This is a genomic window from Campylobacter sp. CFSAN093238, assembly GCF_012898015.1.
GTDB classification, from domain to species: Bacteria; Campylobacterota; Campylobacteria; order Campylobacterales; family Campylobacteraceae; genus Campylobacter_D; species Campylobacter_D jejuni.
Genome location: NZ_CP040611.1, coordinates 1545129 through 1564516 on the forward strand (window position 1 = coordinate 1545129; position 19388 = coordinate 1564516).

Consider the following 19388-nt stretch of genomic DNA (forward strand, 5'->3'; position numbering starts at 1 on the left):
TATCAAAAAAACATAAATAACAAATTTATATATGGAAAAATAGATTTTAGATTCAACTTATAAAAGAAAATTCGTTCTATTTATTTCAAAAAAGCTTAAAACTACCGCTATGTAATAACATAGCGGTTAAAGATTAAATTTTCACATTAGGATCATAAGAAAAACTAGGTTCAATTTGCTTTTTATTGCTTAATTCTTTATACCAATAAGAATGTAAAATATAAACCTCTTCTTCTTCTTTATAACCACTAATCATAGAATGGATACTGCCTTTGATTGCAAATACTGCCATATAAATATGCACACCAAAAAACACTGCACACACTATACCCAAGAAATTATGCACTATAGCTGAAATTCTTAAAAGTTCAATTTGAGTTAAACCAAAAAGACCTTGAATTGCCGTGGAATTAAAATCAAGAAAATACATAAATCCACCTGTAATTATCATCAAAAATCCACCAAATACAGCTATATAATACCAAGATTTTTGACCAAAATTAAACTTACCTGCAGGTACAGGACGTTTTACTTTGCTTAAATAACCACCTACTATCATCATCCATCTGATATCATAACTTGCAGGAAGCATTCTTTTAATCCACCATAAAAACATAGGGATTATAGAGATGATAAACAAAATCGTTGCAAAAGCGTGTAAATTTTTACAAACCCTTACAAAAACTCCACCCCCAAAAACTTCTCCAAACATCATCACAAAACCAGTTGGCACTAAAATCACCCAAGAAATGGCTGCGATAAAATGAAAAAGTCTTTCAAATAATGTAAAAGCATAAATTTTCTTTCCATCGTGTGAAAATTGCTTAGGTCCTATAACCATATAATGCAAAGCAAATGCAGATAATACCGCAATAACAGTGATTAAAGCTATAGTAGCTATATATTCACCTTGCAAAGTTGTCCAAAGTTTGCCAAAAGTATCATAATTTGGGATATTTGTAATACGATGAAAATCCCAAATTTGAGTATCTTGTCCCATTCTCTCGCTACCATAAGCAAATAAACTCACTACGCTTAATAAAAGCGTTACAAATACTTTTCTCATAAGCGTTCCTTTCCTGTGTAAGCAATCTTCCATTCCAAACTTTCCGAAGGATTTGGAATGCCATAATTTCTATTCATAAGTCTATTATGATAAATCTCTTCTATTTTAGAACTTTCACCTACTAAAAGTGCTTTTGTTGAACACATCGCAGCACATACAGGGACTTTTCCTTCTGCGATACGATTTTGACCATAAAGTTCTCTTTCTTTTTCTGAATTCGTTGCTTCAGGGCCACCTGCACACATAGTACATTTATCCATAATGCCTTTATTTCCAAAAACACTATCTTTTGGAAATTGTGGTGCACCAAAAGGACAAGCATAAAGACAATATCCACAACCTATGCAAATTTCTTTATCATGCAAAACAATACCATCAGCACGGATGTAAAAACAATCCACAGGACAAACGATAGAACAAGGAGCATCATCACAATGCATACAAGAAATAGAAGTTGAAACTTCTTTTCCTTGAATTCCTTCATTTAAAGTAATCACACGGCGGCGGCGAATATGAATAGGAAGCTCATGTGCTTCATCACAAGCTACCGCACAACCATTACAATCAATACAACGCTCATTATCACAAAAGAATTTCAAGCGTTCTTTTTCTAAATTTGCAAAATTTACCTTACTCATTTTCCATCCTTACTGATTCTACAAAGCCCGCCTTTAGTCTCTGGAATCTGACACATAATATCATAACCATAATTTGTTACCGTATTAGCACTTTCTCCGCTTGCATAAGGCTTAGTTCCTTCTGGGAAATTGTGCGTTAAATCCACGCCTTGCATAACTCCTGTAAAATGGAAAGGCAAGAAAATCATATCTTTTGCTACACCTGGATTAACCTTCACTCTTACATGAATTTTAGTGCCTTCTGGAGAATGCACCCAAATCATATCTCCTGCTTTAATGTCTTGCTCTTTTGCTAATTCAGGATTGATCTCACAAAACATTTCAGGTGTTAAACGCGTTAGATACATAGATGCTCTATTTTCCATACCTGCACCATTTAAATTCACAAGTCTTGCGGTAACAAGATTAAGCGGGAATTCTTTAGAATAATCCTTAGCTTGTTGCACAGAAACAAATTTAGTATCCACGCGATAAAGTGCTTTTTGATCTTCAAAACTTGGATATTTTTGTACCAAATCGTTTCTTGGAGAATGTAAAGGCTCACGGTGGAGTGGAATTTTATCTTTAAAAGTCCAAACTACAGCTCTAGCTTTAGCATTTCCATAAGGAACTATGCCTTTTTCTATACATTTAGTTGCTATGATATTGCTATCATCATAAGACCAAGTTGATCCCATTTTTTCTTTTTCTTGAGCACTTAAAGTAATACCTAAAACTTTTTCTATATTATCTTTAGTAATTTGTGGATAACCTGTATTAATAGGCGAATTTAAAGGTGCATTTTTAGCAAGCAAACTCTCTCCTTCATACTCAAGTCCAAAATTATTTCTAAAGCCCATACCACCTTTTGCTACTTCAATGTCGGTATTATAAAGTACAGGAGAACCTGGGTGCTTATCACTCCAGCAAGGCCAAGGAAGCCCATAATACTCGCCCGCAACTTCGTCTTTTCCTTCTAAAGTTACCTCATCAAATTTATCCCAGTATAAAGTATGTTTTTTAAGCCTTTCAGGACTCCAACCATTAAGCCCTATACTTCTAACTGCTTTTGCAATTTCTCTTGTTGCATTTTCAGGCCAAACGATCTCACCTTTTTCATCGCGTAAAGTCTTGGTAAAGTCTTCATAAAAGCCTAATTTTTTAGCAAGCTCAAATAAAATTTCTTGATCTTCCATACTTTCATAAAGTGGATCTACAACTTTAAATCTCCATTGCCCACTACGATTTGTAGCTGTTACACTTCCACTTGTTTCAAACTGTGTTGCTGCAGGTAAAAGATAAATTCCATCTTTTCTTTCTGCGATAATCCCTGCTTCATTTACAAAAGGATCGGCTAAAACTAAAAGCTCTAAAGCTTCCAAACCTTCTTTAACTTTTACTTGTTGTGCAGTCGAAGTAATACCATTTCCCATAACTACTAAAGCTTTTAAAGGCGTTCCTGCATTATCGATAGCATCATTTCCATCTTTTCCATTTAAAGCCGCTGCCCACCATCTAGCAAGTGAAAGTCCAGTTTTATGCATCCAATCTTTACTTACAAAATTTCCTAAAAGCCACTCATAATCCACACCCCAAATTTTGGCATAGTATCTCCAAGTCGCTTCATTTAAAGGATAATAACCAGGTAAATTTTCACTCAAACAAGCCATATCTGAAGCACCTTGAACATTATCGTGTCCGCGTAAGATATTAACTCCACCACCAAATTTACCTATATTTCCAAGTACCATTTGCACAATAGGTGCTAAACGTGTATTTGAAGTTCCTACAGTATGTTGAGTTAAACCCATAGCCCAAATAAGCGTAGTTGGTTTGTTTTTAGCTACTTCGTGAGTGATTTGCACCAAAAGTTCTTTAGAGATCCCTGTAACATTTTCCACTTCTTCAGCTGTCCATTTTGCTGCTTCTTCACGAATTTTATCAATTCCAAAAACTCTTTCATCAAGATATTTTGTATCTTCCAAGCCTTCATCAAAAATGATTTTTAACATTCCATACATGAAAGCAATGTCAGTTCCTGGACGAATTCTTGCATAAATATCCGCTTTTGCTGCACTTTTTGTAAATCTAGGATCTACAACGATAAGCTTTGCACCTTTTTCTTTTGCTTTTAAGAAATGTCTAAAACCCACAGGGTGATTTACCGCTGGATTTGCTCCAATGATAATGATACATTTACTTCTTTGAATGTCTCCAAGATGGTTTGTCATAGCGCCATAACCAAATGTATTCGCCACACCGGCGACTGTTGCGCTGTGTCAAATTCTAGCTTGATGATCTACATTGTTCGTTCCAAAAAATGCTGCAAATTTTCTTATATAATAAGCTTGTTCATTATTAAGTTTTGCAGAACCTAAAAACATAACACTTTCAGGATTTTCTTTACGATAAGCAGCTAGTTTTTCTCCGATCTCACTTAAAGCTTGCTCATAACTTATGCGTTTCCATTCTCCATTTTCTTTTTTCATAGGATATTTTAAACGCACATGTGAACGCACCATATCGATCATATCAGATCCCTTGCAGCAATGTCCACCTGAACTCACAGGATGATCTTGAGCAATTTCTTGACGCACCCAAACACCATTTTGCACTTCTGCAATAATCCCACAGCCTACAGAACAGGCTGTACAAACTGTTTTTACTTTTTTACTACCTTCATACGCTTCTTTAAGCTCATCAGCACTCGCTTCTCTTAAAGTTTCACTTCTAGCAAGCAACGGTGTTGCTAGGCTTGAAAGTGCTGCCATTTTAAGAAAAGAACGACGCGTAAGCTTGATATTTTCACCTACACTTGACATTACTCAGCCTTTATATAATAATTTTCCCAATTAGCACTTCTTTGAAAAAGCACTTCTTTTTTCTTACTTTTACCTTTAACCAAATCTTTTCTTTCTTCATCTTTAGCTAGAGCTAAAGTTGTGCTACCAAGCACTCCAGCAGCCCCTAAGGCAAAAGCGGATTTTTTAAGAAATTCCCTGCGATTTTTCACGAGTCCTCCTTTGTTTATTTGCTTCTCTTCTTAAAAATTCTGAACGCGATAGATCGTTTTGCACTTTTTTAGAATTTATTTTTGCAGGTTTTTCTACTTCAAAGCAAAGTCTTTCAAATTCCATAAAAGCCAATGCAATACTTGCAATTTCCTTATATAAATTCGCATTTTTATTCATGAAAACATCGCCTAAAAACTCATCAATGCTTTTATTGATCACTTTTTCAAAAAGCTCTTTGGCTAAATCATCTTCATTTTGCCTTAAAAATTCACTCATCAACAATAAACAAAATCCAACACTATCTTCACTTTCTTTAAAAAATTTTTCATTGCGTCTTATTTTACTTTTGACTAAAATTTGACGCACACAAAGTAAAGGATTTGAATTTTCAAAACCTTCTTCTATGTAAGAAAAAGTCGTTGGAATGCTGTTTTTAAGACTTAAAAAAAGCAAATCGTATTCTTTAAAAAATGCTTGTATAGAATTTTCATCATCTAAATGCTTAAGCAAGATATCAAAATTTGATTTTAAATTTTCATCAAATAAACATTCTTGCATTGTCTTTAAATACTCTTGTAATTTTGACAATCTTTCTTCAGAAAATGAAAAAACAAAAAGCTCTCCTAGACATTGATAATAAAGACTTCTAGCTAATCTTAATTTTTCCAAATCCATTAAAGCCCCCATGCATTCAAAATTTTCAAAAATAGCTTTAAATTTTGCTTGAATGAATATTATGCAAAATATACCTAATATTCATTTTAAAGCCGATTTTTAAATCGATTTATCTTAATACTATTTGATTTAAAAATCACTGAATTTCAATAAAATTCCACAAGGATTTAAAATATTAAAAAATCATACCAAAGTATTGAAAATTAGATATTTGAGTTGATTTTATATTTGAAAAAATAAAATACTTTGCATAAAATTTACATCTTTGATTCTCTTCCGAGTAAAATTAACATTTTATGCAAATTATAAATAATACTAATTTCTTAAAGAATAATCCTTATAAGAAAATTCTCTTATCATTTGAAGTTCATTTTTTGCATTTAAAAGCATGAGATTTGGAAGTCTTATACCATTAAAAGTTGTGTTTTTCACAATGGTGTAATGAATTTGATCTAAAAAAACAATTTTATCGCCGATTTTAAGCTTTTTATCAAAGGCGTATTCTCCCATTACATCACCCGCTAAACAAGTATTTCCAGTAAGCAAATAGGAAAATTCGCTTTCTTTTAAGTCTGAAATTTTTTCATTTTCTCTTGTGGCTAAAATTCTAGCATTTAAAACTTCACTTGTATAAGGCATGATGATAGTATCTGGCATATGCGCTTCGCTTGAAGTATCTAAAATAGCAATTTGTTTTTCATTTTCTATGATATCTACTACACTAGCCACCAAATTTCCTGTTTGCCAACCCACCGCTTCGCCTGGTTCAAGATAAACTTGCACACCGTATTTATCACTGAAATTTTTACACAAAGCAATAAGCTTTTCAACATCATAGCCTTTTTTAGTGATGTGATGTCCTCCTCCAAAATTCACCCATTTCATTTGCCCTATCCATTTGCCAAATTTCTCTTCAAAAACCTTTAAAACAGCTTCTAAAGCACCAGCACTTTCTTCGCAAAGTGCGTGAAAATGAAGTCCTTCTATGGTACTTAAATCCACATTTTCAAAATCTTTAGCACGAATTCCAAGTCTTGAGTATCTTCCACAAGGATTGTAAAGTTCTTTTGGGGCTAGAGAAAATTCAACATTACAACGAAGACCTAAGGAATTTTTTTGTGTTTTAGCTTGAAATTTATGAAATTGAGCTAAAGAGTTAAACATTATATGATGAGATAAGCTGGCTATTTCACCTATTTCATCTTCTTTAAAAGCAGGCGAATAAGTATGAATTTCTTTATCCATGTATTCTTTAGCAAATTTTGCTTCCCAAAGTCCGCTACAAGTACAACCTTTTAAGTATTCTCCAACAATTTTCATCGCTCCTGAAAAAGCAAAACCTTTTAAAGCTAAAAGCACTTTAGCACCACTTTTTTCGCCAACACTTGCTAAAAGCTCACAATTTTTTCTTAATTTATCTTCTTCTAAAATATAAGCTGGGGTTTGAATTTTTTCATAAAACATTATTTTTCCTTGATTAAATTGCTAAAATCATAACAAAATTAAACCAAATTTTCAAAATAAATATTTACTAAAGTTAAAAAAATAATGACTATAATACAAAAAATCAAGCAAAAGGAAAAACTAATGAATAGAAGAAATTTTTTAAAATTTAATGCACTCACTCTAGCAAGTATGGGTGTAGCCTATGCAAATCCTATGCATGATATGCACTCCATGCATAAAAATCATTCTATAAATCATGACTTAGATACTTCTTTTATAAACTTTGCTCCAAAAAATTTAAAGCTTTTAGATCCAAAACAATTCCCCCAAGGAGAAATTTTAAAAGCCTTGCCTTTACTCAAAAATGAAAGTAAAGAAAAAAATATTTTTCGTGCTACCCTAGAAATCAAAGAAAATCATATAGAGCTTATCAAAGGTAAAAAAACCTTATTTTATACTTACAATGGCCTCGTGCCTGCTCCAAAAATAGAAGTTTTTGAAGGAGATAAACTTGAAATTTTAGTCAAAAACAAACTCAAAGAAGCTACAACTATACATTGGCATGGCGTTCCTGTGCCACCTGATCAAGATGGAAGCCCACATGATCCTATCTTAGCAGGAGAAGAAAGAATATATCGTTTTGAAATTCCTCAAGATAGCGCAGGAACTTACTGGTATCATCCACATCCTCATTATACGGCTTCTAAACAAGTTTTTATGGGTTTAGCGGGGGCTTTTGTGATCAAAGCAAAAAAAGATGCTTTAAGTCATTTAAAAGAAAAAGATTTGATGATTAGCGATTTGCGTCTTGATGAAAACGCTCAAATTCCAAACAATAACCTAAATGATTGGCTAAATGGTAGAGAAGGAGAATTTGTACTCATCAATGGACAATTTAAACCTAAAATCAAACTCGCCACAAACGAACGCATACGCATTTATAATGCTACTGCAGCAAGATATTTAAATTTACGCATACAAGGAGCTAAGTTTATACTTGTTGGTACTGATGGTGGACTTATAGAAAAAGCTATTTATAAAGAAGAACTTTTCTTAAGTCCTGCTTCTCGTGTAGAAGTTTTAATCGACGCTCCAAAAGATGGGAATTTTAAGCTAGAAAGTGCTTATTATGATAGGGATAAAATGATGGTAAAAGAAGAACCTAATACCCTATTTCTAGCCAATATTAACCTAAAAAAAGAAAATGTAGAACTTCCAAAAAATTTAAAAATTTTCAAACCTTCAGAAGAACCTAAGGAATTTAAAGAAATAATCATGAGTGAAGATCATATGCAAATGCATGGTATGATGGGAAAAAGTGAAGGTGAATTAAAAATCGCTCTTGCGTCTATGTTTTTAATCAATGGCAAAAGCTATGATTTAAAACGCATTGATTTAAGCTCCAAACTTGGAGTAGTTGAAGACTGGATAGTGATAAACAAATCTCACATGGATCATCCTTTCCATATACATGGCACGCAATTTGAACTCATCTCATCAAAACTCAATGGCAAAGTTCAAAAAGCCGAATTTAGAGCCTTAAGAGATACTATAAATGTGCGTCCTAATGAAGAGTTAAGACTTAGAATGAAACAAGATTTTAAAGGGCTTAGAATGTATCATTGCCATATTTTAGAACATGAAGATTTAGGAATGATGGGAAATTTAGAAGTAAAGGAATAAAATGGTAAAAGTGGAATTTTTAGGCCCCATAAATAAAGAAAATTTAGAGCTTGAGGTAAAAAATTTAAAAGAATTAAAAGAAATTTTGCAAAAAGATGAGAGTTTAAAAGAATGGCTAGAACTTTGTGCCGTATCTTTAAACGATGAAATCATTTTTGATGAAAACACTAAGTTAAAAGATGGTGATAAAATAGCACTTTTACCGCCAGTTTGTGGGGGTTAAATGGAACATTTTACACTCTATCAAGGTTCTTTAGATATTCCTAAAATTTATAGCCAATGGTATGAATTTGCCAAGGATAAAAACTGCGGTGCTTTGCTGACTTTTTGTGGTATTGTGCGTGAAGAAGGAGGCATTGAGGCACTTAGTTTTGATATTTATGAACCGCTTTTAAAAAAATGGTTTGATGAGTGGCAAAAAAGAGTAGATTTTGATGGTATTAGCTTGCTTTTTGCTCACTCTATAGGCGATGTGGCGGTTCATGAAAGCTCTTATTTTGCAGGAATTTTAAGCAAACAAAGAAAATTAGGACTTAAACTTCTTAATGAATTTGTTGAAGATTTTAAAGCAAGTGCACCTATTTGGAAGTATGATGTGATAAACAAAGAAAGAATTTATGCCAAAGAAAGATCAACCAAACTTTGCGGTGCAGGACTTTTAAAAGGATAAAAAATGTTAATGTCTTATGAAGAAAGTTTAAAAATTTTACACTCTCATATCAAAACCTATGAAAAGATTGAAAAAATAGCTCTTACAGAGTGTTTAGGACGCATTTTAGCTCAAGACATAAAAGCCCTTAAAAATCAGCCTGAATTTCCAACTTCGGCTATGGATGGTTATGCGATCAAATTTGAAGATCAAGATAAGCCTTTAAAAATTTTAGGCCTCACACCTGCAGGCACTATGCCACAATTTAGCGTGCAAAATGGTACTTGTGTAAAAACCTTTACGGGCTCACTCATGAGCGAGGGAAGTGATACTTTAGTCCCTGTTGAAAATGTACGCGTAGAAAATGATACTCTTTTTATAGAAAAAAAAGTTCCCCAAGCTTTTGCCGTGCGTGCGGTAGGAGAAAACTATAAAAAAGATGAAATTTTGCTCAAAAAAGGCACAAAGTTAAATTATAGCGAGATAGCTCTTTTGGCTGAACTTGGATTTTTTCACATTGGTGTGTTTATAAAGCCTATTGTAGGGGTTTTAAGTAGCGGAAGTGAGATCAAAGATCTAGGAGAAGCCTTGGAAAATCCTGCTCAAATCCGCTCTTCAAATCATATCGCCATAGCTAATTTAGCTAAAAATTTAAATTGCGATACAAGGGTTTTTCCTCTTTTAAAAGATGATGAGAAAGCCACTTTTTCCACCCTTGAAAGTGCTTTGCAAAGTTGTGATATTTTGGTTACAACGGGCGGGGTTTCTATGGGAGATTTTGACTTTTTAAAAAAAGCCATCAAAGAATACGAAATCATCATCGATAAAGCCGACATAAAACCAGGTAGACATATCAAAATAGCTAAGGCTAATGAAAAATTCATCATCGCCTTACCAGGTTTTCCTTACTCGGCTATGGTAATGTTTAATCTTTACGCAAGAGAGATTTTAAACTCTTGGTTACTTCAGCCTAAAGACTATATTTGCAAAGCCTTTTTACAAGGAAGTTACAAGAAAAAAACACCTTATTTGGAATTTGTCGCTTGTAACATAAAGTTTGAAAATGGACGCATTTTAGCCAATCTTGAAGGCAAAAAAGAAGGCTCTAGTGCGATTATAAACAATCTTAACAATAAAGCTGCCCTTATGGTGGTGCCAAAAGAATGTGAAATTTTAGAAAATGAAAGTTTAGTGGATATTATCTTTATGCCTTAAAATTATTTAAATAATTTTATTTCGATTTTAATCAACCCTAAATTTCAATAAGTTTCAAATTTGCAACCTCCTTTTAGTGGAGTAATTAGCCCTAGCGGAGTTTCAATCCACTAGGGTTTATTTTAGTCCCTTTTTAAATTTCTTTATGGTAAAATTATGGCAGTTTTTAAAAGAGCTTGGCGGTTGTTTTAGTCCCTTTTTAAATTTCTTTATGGTAAAATCTACAAGAATGAGGATGATGATATTTTACAGTTTTAGTCCCTTTTTAAATTTCTTTATGGTAAAATCTTTATGTAATTTTTATAATCAAAGTATAAGTTTTAGTCCCTTTTTAAATTTCTTTATGGTAAAATCTAAACATAAATCATCTTGAATTTTAGTTTGTTTTAGTCCCTTTTTAAATTTCTTTATGGTAAAATAGATATTTACCAGATAATGAAAATTTCGGGGTTTTTTCATGAAAAATAGCAAAAATTATGCTATAATCTCATAAGAAATTTAAAAAGGGACTAAAATAAAGAGTTTGCGGGACTCTGCGGGGTTACAATCCCCTAAAACCGCTTTTAAAATTCAAATAAATTTTGCTGATGATATTTTTCTTGTTTTTTGTTTATTTGAATTTCTTCATTATTTGAATTTTTATATTTAAATTCTCCATGACTATCTATATCAAAAAGCGTTAAATTGGTTTCGTTATTAACTTTTTCGTTAAAAACTATGCCACCAAGCAAAAGCTCCATTTTATCAAATTGCTTTTCAGTGATGATTAAAGCCCTTACATTTCCATAAGGTGGCAAAATCTTTTTTACATTTTCAATAGAACTTTTTGCAGAACTTAAACCCTTGCAAATACGCATATAAACACTAAATTGCAGCATAAAATAACCTAATTTTATAAGATTATTTCTAAATTTACTTGCTAGTTTTTGCTCTTTTTTACTTTTAGTTGGCACATCAAACATCAAAAGCACACGCATAAATTTATCTTCAATCATCAAATTTCACTATCTTTAGTTCATCTTCATACAATAAAGCATTTTTAAAATTTGCCACATAATGATTTATCGCTCTGTTTAAAGGATAATTTTGCCCATCAAAATTGATTTTACTTTGTAAATTGCCAATCAACGCTCTTTTGTCATCTTTGCTTAAAAACTCACTTTCACCCTTAAGCTTTAAAACACAATCATCAACACTAGCCCTAAACACTTCTATCAAATCATCACAAAGCGCAAAAGAATTATAAATATTATCGTGCTTTATGCCAAGCCAAGGCAAAAGCCCACTTATGCAAACTGCTCTAATAATACAAGCCCTAATGATTGCATAGCCATAATTTAAAGCAGAATTTTCAAAGCAAAGCTCATCTCTTGAAAAAGAAGTACCAAACAAAGTTTTAAAATAAAGCGCCGCCGCAACAGCTTCAATATTTTTACTATCATTTAAGCTTACTTTTTTAGCCAAATTTATAAGCTCATTGCTTTGCTCTATTTTATTGTGTTTTTTTAAGATAAAGGCTTGATTTAGGATTTTATTTTTAATGATTTTTTGCCATAAAATAGCCTTTTTTTGAGCACTTACATTCATTTGCTCTTTTGCGATTTTTGCACTTTGAAAATGCCCTAAAAAAGGAGTAAAAACGCCATTTATACTATGAGTTTCATCGCAGGTTAATAAGATAATTTTATACTTTGCAAAGGCATTAAAAAGTGCGGAACTAATGCTTATTTGTAAGCTTTCTAAAACGATGATATTTATATCTTTTAAAAACAATTTGGCTATATTTTCATCTTGCTTAATCACAAGATGATTTAGCTCTAAATTTAGCTTGGCATTAGAGCTAATAAGCAGTGTTTTAAAAGCTTCATCGTAACTCATTTTTTAAAATCTTCTCTTTGTCTAAACTCAGCCTTTGTAACTTCCCCAAGTGCTGAAACTATGTATTTTTCAAATACTTTTAGATTTTGAATTCCTATGCTTTTTGCGATTACTTCTTTTTCATTTGCATTTTTAAACAATATTTTTTGATTTTTGCTTAGCGTTTCAAATTTATTATCGTGTTTTGAAACAATCAAACTAACAGTAGAGCTTGTAAAAGCATTATAATAAACAAATTCTGGCTCTTGCATATCTTTAGTTTGAATTAAAATCAAACTATCTTTGTATAAAGAAAAGCAAAACTCATAATTTTCATCCATTAAAATCCAGTCTTTTATCTCACCTTTTTTACTTCGTGCTACAGCTTTATTTGGTAATACTTTTAAAGCAAAATCCATAGTATAAATTGGCACAGCATAAAATTTATTTGTCTTTTTGTGTTTAAAAATATCCACTCTAAACATATCGCCATTTTTAACTATTTTACCATTTACTTTGCGGATTTTACCAAGCTCTAGGGCTTTTAAAACTCCTTCTTTTCCGCCGTATGATTGATAGAATTCTTCTTCTTTTCTAAATGTTTCTTCATGTAAAGCTCCACTTGGCTTTTTTCTCTCAGGTTTTGAGACAAAAATTTCATCAATTTTATCTAAAACCTTTTGCCTAAAACCACTAAAAGGCTCAAAAAACTTCCTTTTGTTTTTATAATCTAATTCACTAATTTTTTTTGCATAAAGTTCTGCACTGTTGCTTTCTTGCTCTTTTTTAAAATCTGAAAAAGCCTTTACGATAGAGTTGTTTGCATAAGCAATAATTACTGCATCGATGGCGTGATGAAGATGGTTATTTCTATCCTTAGTGCTAAAGCCCCAAGTGTGTCTTAAAGCCGATGTAAGCATACCGCTTTTTGCTTCTACATGCACTTTTGAGCCTTTTTGTGTGTCGTTTAACTTTGTATTTTCATCATCGCTTAAAGGTAAAAAATCTAAATAATCTTTAGTGTAGTTTAAAACAAGCCTTGCGATGTAGCGAGTATCGTTTAGATTTCTATCTTTAAAGTCTTTTTGCTCTTTGTCTTTGTAATTTTTATCTAAAATTCTTTTTTGCTTTTTAGTAGGTAAATTTTTTGCTAAAACTTCAATTTTCTGCCATTTTGCACTATCATTGCCAAAGGCTTCAAAGGGGGTTTTATTAAGTTTTTCTTGATTTTGCTTGGTAAAAACTAAAACTTTATTCATATAAGAATCATCAAAACTTCTAGAATAAGGGTAAATGTGATCAATTTCAAGCATTTTTTCATCTTGCAAATCACTAATTTTAATCTTTTCTCCACTATAAGCACAAAATTCTTTTTGTTCTTTAAATAATCTTAATTTTAAAATATTTTTGCTATTTATTTTTAAGCCTAGTTTTTCACATTCAAGTTCGGCGTCTTTTTTGGCCTTGTAGTTTTCGTTTTGCTCTTTTTCTATTTTAGCTCTTTGGCTGTGATTTTTACCTACTTCTCTTGCTAATTCAATGTTTATTTTATGCACTTTACCGTATTTTTTAAGTAAGGCATTTAAGACCTTTCTATATTCTTTAATCGCCCTTAAAACCACAGGATTAGTTACCTCATCTTTATAATAAGTTTCATTAAATGCGGGTAAAAAGTCTTTTTTATCTTCATTGATTGCTACTTTTAAATTAAGCTCATTGCAAGCTTCATCGTATTTTTTACCTTCAAGCATTAAAGGAGTGATAAGTTTTAAGGCTTTAAAACTTATATTTAAATGGTCTTTAAATTCCAATTTGCTTAAACTATCAATTTGATTTTGATTTAAATCATATTTTGCTAAAGCCTTTTTAAGTTTAATCTCATCTTTTATAAGGGTAATATCTTTTGCTATTTCATTTAAATCATCTTGGCTTAAATTATGCTCACCTAGGGCTTTTATAAATTCTTTGTATTTTTTAAACTCAATAAAATAAGTTCCTTTTTCTCCTTTAAATTCATAATCATCGCTTAAGCCCAAAAGCTTTTTTGTTTGTTTATAAGTTAGAGTGCCGTTTTTTAAAACTTCATTTAAAAGGGCGTTTAAATCATCTTTTGTATATAAAATTCCTTCAGTATTTTTAAGATTGTTTAAAAGATTGATAATTCTTGTAAGTGCTACAAACATAAAAGCTAAGGGCGAATTTTTTGGCGCTCTTTTTTCATCGGTAAAAAAACTACAATTTCCCACCAAATGAGAAAAATCTTTTAAAGCCCTTTTATAAAATGCTACACTAAGCACCTCTTCTTCAAATTTTTTTGAAAAAGAAAAGCCAAATTCTCTTTGTTTTTTAAAAATAAGCTTTAATTCATCTTTTAAAAAACTTTGCGCTATGCAGCGTTCATAACTTTCTTTTTTATTTCTAACATTTGTAAATTCTTTGGAATTTTCTTTGAATTTTTGAAAATACTCTTTATAAAGATACTCGCCCACACTTTGATAATTTGCTAGTTTTTCTTCATTTTGCTTGATAGCTTTTAAAATCGCACCTTTTTCTTTATCATCACTATTTTTAATATCATCATAGCCACGCCTTTTTGCAATATGTAAAATCACTCTTGCAAAATCTTGCTTACTTAAAAGCTCGTTTAAAGCTCTAAATCTTAACTCATAAGGGCTAATTAAAGATCCTTTATAAGCCTTGGCTAAACTTTCATCAAAGCTTTGATAATCTTCGTAATTTAACTTAAATTCATTTGCGATTAAATGTTTTAAGTGATTTAGCCTTGCTTTGCGTCTAGCAAGGCGTTTTCTAGCACTTCTTGCAAGGCGTCTTGGCAAGGCTAAGGATTCTCCTGTTTTGGGATTTTCAGCCTTTGTAAAAATCCTAACTCCACAATCTTTTAACTCATCATTTTCACTAAATGCCCAGCCAATAGAGCTTATTCCTATATCAAATGCCAAAATTCTTGCCACACTAGATCCTTTTTAATATTTATGATTTGTGTATAATTATAATACAAAAATCATTTTTTTAAACAAACATAAACTTTTCAGTAACCAAACTATATATGTTAATTTTATAATACAAAAAACAAGTAATTTTTAAATAAAAAATATTTTTTATTTAAAAATTTAGATAAAATCCAATTTATTGTAAATTCAAGAGACCCTATGCTAATTTTTATGATATACTCAAAAAATACAATCCCATTTTTGTATTTTTTCTTTCAGGTATTATCTTGCTTATTTTTGCTTTTTATATCACAGGAACACCTATACCAAAAGCTCCAAGTAGAGAACATACAAGCTTTTAAATGTTTTACTTGATAGTTATCTTTTATCACAGCAACTTTTAAAAGTCAGCTTTCTGGAGCAGGGCTTATTATCATGAGTGTGGCAGGCTTTACTGCTTACATGAAACATATCAATGCTTCGGCAAAACTTGCTTTTTTAGCAAATAAACCCTCAGGAAAAATCAAAAAATAAATACTTAATTTTAAGTGGAACTTTTGTTGTTGGAATGGCTTTAAAAATCGTCATTTCTAGCTATGCTGAATTGCTTTTGCTTTTGTTAGCATGTATGTATCCTGTTTTAATCTCACTTAAAATCCGTCCTATTACAACTGTATGTGCGCTTTCTTTAATTGCACTTGATTATGATCCAAAAGATGGAAATTCAATCAATATGGCAGATATGGTAGGACAAAGTGATAATGTCGTAGGGCTTTTTTTAAATTACCAAATTTATAGTGTGATTACCTATGTTGTAATTATTGCCATCTTGATTCCTTTTTATTTTGCTTGGATTGATAAAAGAGATAAAGAAAAAGGTGTTTTAAATGATGAAGTTGAAATTCCGCAAATCATTGATCCTAAATGCCCTACTTTTTACACACTCTTTCCTTGGTTACCTGTTATATTTTTATTTATAGCGTATTTTTTTACTATCAAGCTCGATGTTGTGATAGCAAATTTTGTAAGAATTTCTTTAGTTTTTCTTGTTGAATTTGCAAGACACAGAAATGCTAGAAAATTAGGCGAAGATATGATGGTGATTTTAAAAGGCTATGGCTGAAATTTTTATCTCAGTCGTAAGCATAATCATCGCCGCTGGAGTATGTGCTAAAGGCATTAAAGCACTTGGTGGAGTTAATATCCTTACTAACGCGGTTTCAAATCTTGGAACAGGAAATTTTGCATGGTTTGGAATTCTTTTGAGTATAGCTATTTTAAGCTTTTTAGTTTATTTTGCCAATGCTATATTGAATAGGATTTGCATCAAAATTTAAAAGTATAAATATTGAAGAAAGTTTTTTGCAAGTTCTATCCAAATCTTTTGTGAAAAAATCAAACCCTCTATATTTACTATTAATTTGAAAAAGTATTAATATTTATAATTTTTTCATATTTAATATCAATTTAACTAAAAATTCATCACTTAATTTTGTATCACGAGGCAAAAAGTCTTTAATTTAAGTAAAATCAATCTATTTAAATTTCTTATCAAAATATTTAGTATCAACTGCTCTAACTAACTTTAAAGCAATTTCACTCATATGTTTTCTAGCTCTAAAAAATGAAAAAAGAGATGATCAAATTTTTAGAAGATGTGGATAAACTATATATTTTTTAATTTTTAAATATTATAATTACTTAACACCCCATAAAGAGCTTTAAGACATACGAATATATCCTAATAAACATCTACGTAAAATAGTATTTTTTCATCATTCTAACATATTTTTACATTTTTTTGTCCTTTAAGCATAAGCCAAACAATTAAAAATGAAACGAAATAAACAACTTGAAAAAGTAATTTATAATTATCTATGAGCATCTTTATAGGACTTTTTGTAAATATATAATAGTTATCAACCATCATAAAAATAAAGAAAATTAATATTATCAAAATTTCTATGCAAACATAAAATGCAAAAATAAGATAAAAAAGTTTTTCCTTTGTAATTTGAATCAAAATTTTAAAAAATAAAAAAGCAAAAATAATATAGCATAGACTTAATATTATGTTTAAACTTCCATATACAATTTGTTGATCTACCATAAAATCAGGAATAAAAAGAAGATGACTACCAAAAACACTTAAACCTTGCCATATGAAAAAATAAATAAAAAGTTTGTAATTTTTTATCTTTTTACAAAACAAAAACACACTAAGCAAAGCTAGGATTATGGCTGTGTAAAATAAAGTTTTTTTTGTGTAGTAAAACCTAAAATCTTCAAAGCTAATAACTTCTAATATAAACGAAAATGTTAAAACGAGCAAGTTTAAAATTATAAATGAAGCCATTGTGATTTTAATCCATTTTAAATCAAAATCAAAAACCTTTTTTTGTGCTTTTGCCAATCTTTCTTCTAAATTTGAAAGTTCTTGCTCATCAAATTCTTTAAATTTGACCCACGCTAAAATCCAAAAAACCAAACTTGCTAGCAAAAACACCAAGCCTATGCCGATAATCAAAGTAAGAAGCCCTAAATAAAAGGTATTAAAAGCATAAGTGAAATACTTTTGCTTTGTTGTTCTAGCAATTTCATAGTAAAAAGCTTTCAAAAAAGGAAAAATTAAAGCCAAAATAGCAAAATGTAATACTAAAAATATAGCAATAGCCATAAAATATTATCTTGATTAAAATAAAGCCCACCAAAAATGCCAGTTCTAGGCTTTAGCATTGCAAATAAAATACTTGTATTAACAAGAATACCAAAAAATCCAATCCCTACACTAATAAGGAAATTCTTAAACAAATTTTTAGCACCACCATAGATTTTTAAATCATAAAGCACAATAAAAAATAAAATCCAACTCGCAAGAACAAATAAAACTCCAAGATAAGGAATGATACCTAAAAACCCACAAATAATACTCGCTATTGCTTTTAAGCGAATTTCTTTTATCTTTTTTTGAAACAAAGCTTCATTTAAATTGTGCATTTTACCCTTTATTTAATACATTCGAACAAAAATATTTCGTTTTATCATCTTTGGCAATTTTTATCAAAACCGCCCACTTCCACACATTAACTCTAAAAATTTTATCTTTCTTATTTACATAAGAAAGATAAAATTTTAGTTTGTCTTTATGGGCTTTTATGGGCAAAATTACATACATTTTAGCACATAAATAATCATAATAATTTGTTTTCACTCTAAAACAATACCTTCATTAATGCAAATTTCGCCGATAATAAAGGCATCTGAATTTTCTAAAACCTTACTTACATTAGAAGGATCTACAACCATTACTAAACCCACTCCCATGTTAAAGCTTCTATACATTTCGCTTTCTTCTACAGCCTGTCCTATAGTATAAAAAATTTCAGGAGTTTTAAGATGATGTTTGCGTATAGTTGCACCCATACCACGAGGCAAAACGCGTGGTAAATTTTCTACTAAACCACCCCCTGTAATATGAGCTAGAGCACTGATATAAGGCTTTAGTGTAAGAAAATCACGCACATAAATCCTTGTAGGTTCTAACAAAATATCAATTAAATTTTTACCCTCTATCTTGTCATCAAATTTTAATTTTAAACTTTCAAAAAGTACTTTTCTAGCTAAAGAATAACCATTTGAATGAAGTCCTGAACTAGGAAGTGCCAATAAAATATCACCATTTTTAACAAATTTACTTCTATCGATCTCATCTTCTTCAGCCATACCCACTGCAAAACCCGCAAGATCAAAATCATCTTTTGCATACATTCCAGGCATTTCAGCAGTTTCTCCGCCGATTAATGCACAATTTGCCATCTTACATCCCTTGGCAATGCCTGATACAACAGCCTTTGCTACTTCTACTTCGAGCTTGGCTGTAGCATAATAATCTAGGAAAAACAAAGGCGTAGCAAAATTACAAATCAAATCATTCACACACATTGCTACTAAATCTTGCCCTATAGTATCATATTTTTTAGCATCAATTGCCAAGCGAAGCTTGGTACCAACACCATCTGTTGCACCTAAAATCACAGGCTTTTTAAAACCACTTGGCATTCTAAAAGCACCAGCAAAAGAACCAATTCCGCCTACAACATTATCATTAAAAGTTTCTTTAACCAAAGGTTTTATAGCCTCTACAAAGGCATTTCCATTATCTATACTTACGCCTGCATCTTCATATGAAATTTTCATTTATTTTCCTTTAAGAAC

General features: G+C 31.0%; 16 protein-coding genes, 1 pseudogene and 1 CRISPR repeat array. Of the genes and pseudogenes, 5 read left to right on the top strand and 12 right to left on the bottom strand.

Annotation, left to right across the window (positions count from 1 at the left end):
- Nucleotides 1-133: 133 nt before the first annotated feature.
- The 6 genes from FBF21_RS07885 to nspC form a co-directional block, all read right to left on the bottom strand.
- Complete coding sequence (locus FBF21_RS07885; RefSeq protein WP_100620037.1) at nt 134-1066, bottom strand: formate dehydrogenase subunit gamma; 933 nt, start codon at nt 1064-1066, stop codon at nt 134-136.
- A complete protein-coding gene (fdh3B, locus tag FBF21_RS07890) occupies nt 1063-1704 on the bottom strand; it encodes a formate dehydrogenase FDH3 subunit beta (RefSeq protein WP_002851264.1) in 642 nt (213 codons plus the stop codon). The genes FBF21_RS07885 and fdh3B overlap by 4 nt, the downstream gene beginning before the upstream one ends.
- Nucleotides 1701-4505, bottom strand: coding sequence for a formate dehydrogenase subunit alpha (locus FBF21_RS07895; RefSeq protein WP_079264288.1), 2805 nt, complete (start codon nt 4503-4505; stop codon nt 1701-1703). The genes fdh3B and FBF21_RS07895 overlap by 4 nt, the downstream gene beginning before the upstream one ends.
- Nucleotides 4505-4696: a twin-arginine translocation signal domain-containing protein gene (locus FBF21_RS07900; RefSeq protein ID WP_002851537.1), complete on the bottom strand. Its 192-nt coding sequence runs from the start codon at nt 4694-4696 to the stop codon at nt 4505-4507. Before FBF21_RS07900 ends, FBF21_RS07895 begins: the two co-directional genes overlap by 1 nt.
- Nucleotides 4671-5384: a molecular chaperone TorD family protein gene (locus FBF21_RS07905; RefSeq protein WP_024088174.1), complete on the bottom strand. Its 714-nt coding sequence runs from the start codon at nt 5382-5384 to the stop codon at nt 4671-4673. Before FBF21_RS07905 ends, FBF21_RS07900 begins: the two co-directional genes overlap by 26 nt.
- A gap of 303 nt (nt 5385-5687) precedes the next feature.
- Nucleotides 5688-6836, bottom strand: a complete 1149-nt coding sequence (gene nspC, locus FBF21_RS07910; protein WP_100620038.1) for a carboxynorspermidine decarboxylase — start codon at nt 6834-6836, stop codon at nt 5688-5690.
- A gap of 123 nt (nt 6837-6959) precedes the next feature.
- Between nspC and cueO the strand changes: the two genes are divergently transcribed.
- From cueO to FBF21_RS07930, 4 genes are read left to right on the top strand one after another with little or no spacing between them, the layout of a single operon-like run.
- The gene (cueO, locus tag FBF21_RS07915) at nt 6960-8501 is read left to right on the top strand and encodes a multicopper oxidase CueO (protein ID WP_002900976.1); all 1542 of its coding nucleotides are present in this window, start codon (nt 6960-6962) and stop codon (nt 8499-8501) included.
- Between the two features lies 1 nt (nt 8502).
- Nucleotides 8503-8724 (top strand): MoaD/ThiS family protein, encoded by a 222-nt coding sequence (locus FBF21_RS07920; protein ID WP_002779488.1) that lies wholly within the window; start codon nt 8503-8505, stop codon nt 8722-8724.
- On the top strand, nt 8725-9171 hold the full coding sequence (locus FBF21_RS07925; protein WP_002855371.1) for a molybdenum cofactor biosynthesis protein MoaE: 447 nt from the start codon (nt 8725-8727) through the stop codon (nt 9169-9171). It begins immediately after the preceding gene.
- A gap of 3 nt (nt 9172-9174) precedes the next feature.
- Nucleotides 9175-10365, top strand: a complete 1191-nt coding sequence (locus tag FBF21_RS07930; RefSeq protein ID WP_052796773.1) for a molybdopterin molybdotransferase MoeA — start codon at nt 9175-9177, stop codon at nt 10363-10365.
- A 119-nt stretch (nt 10366-10484) separates the two neighbouring features.
- A CRISPR array of direct repeats spans nt 10485-10784; the repeat unit is 36 nt; unit sequence GTTTTAGTCCCTTTTTAAATTTCTTTATGGTAAAAT.
- Between the two features lie 144 nt (nt 10785-10928).
- Here FBF21_RS07930 and cas2 read toward each other — a convergent pair.
- Genes cas2 through cas9 form a run of 3 tightly spaced genes read right to left on the bottom strand, consistent with a single transcriptional unit; the run spans nt 10929 to nt 15194 of the window.
- Entirely contained in the window at nt 10929-11360 is a 432-nt protein-coding gene (gene cas2 / locus FBF21_RS07935; protein ID WP_002797817.1) for a CRISPR-associated endonuclease Cas2, read from the bottom strand.
- Nucleotides 11353-12243 carry a type II CRISPR-associated endonuclease Cas1 gene (cas1, locus tag FBF21_RS07940; RefSeq protein WP_002797819.1) on the bottom strand — a complete coding sequence of 297 codons (891 nt, stop codon included), beginning with the start codon at nt 12241-12243 and terminating at the stop codon, nt 11353-11355. Before cas1 ends, cas2 begins: the two co-directional genes overlap by 8 nt.
- Nucleotides 12240-15194: a type II CRISPR RNA-guided endonuclease Cas9 gene (gene cas9 / locus FBF21_RS07945; protein WP_052796772.1), complete on the bottom strand. Its 2955-nt coding sequence runs from the start codon at nt 15192-15194 to the stop codon at nt 12240-12242. Before cas9 ends, cas1 begins: the two co-directional genes overlap by 4 nt.
- A 173-nt stretch (nt 15195-15367) precedes the next feature.
- On the opposite strand from cas9, the pseudogene dcuC reads away from it, so the two are divergent.
- Nucleotides 15368-16474: pseudogene (gene dcuC, locus FBF21_RS07950) on the top strand (C4-dicarboxylate transporter DcuC); the annotation flags it as partial.
- Between the two features lie 479 nt (nt 16475-16953).
- Here dcuC and FBF21_RS07955 read toward each other — a convergent pair.
- The 3 genes from FBF21_RS07955 to purM all read right to left on the bottom strand — a co-directional run bounded on the left by FBF21_RS07955 (nt 16954) and on the right by purM (nt 19370).
- Complete coding sequence (locus FBF21_RS07955) at nt 16954-17850, bottom strand: hypothetical protein (protein ID WP_002886539.1); 897 nt, start codon at nt 17848-17850, stop codon at nt 16954-16956.
- Nucleotides 17829-18170 carry a hypothetical protein gene (locus FBF21_RS07960; RefSeq protein ID WP_002886538.1) on the bottom strand — a complete coding sequence of 114 codons (342 nt, stop codon included), beginning with the start codon at nt 18168-18170 and terminating at the stop codon, nt 17829-17831. Before FBF21_RS07960 ends, FBF21_RS07955 begins: the two co-directional genes overlap by 22 nt.
- 210 nt (nt 18171-18380) lie before the next feature.
- Entirely contained in the window at nt 18381-19370 is a 990-nt protein-coding gene (purM, locus tag FBF21_RS07965) for a phosphoribosylformylglycinamidine cyclo-ligase (protein ID WP_002855427.1), read from the bottom strand.
- Nucleotides 19371-19388: the final 18 nt, after the last annotated feature.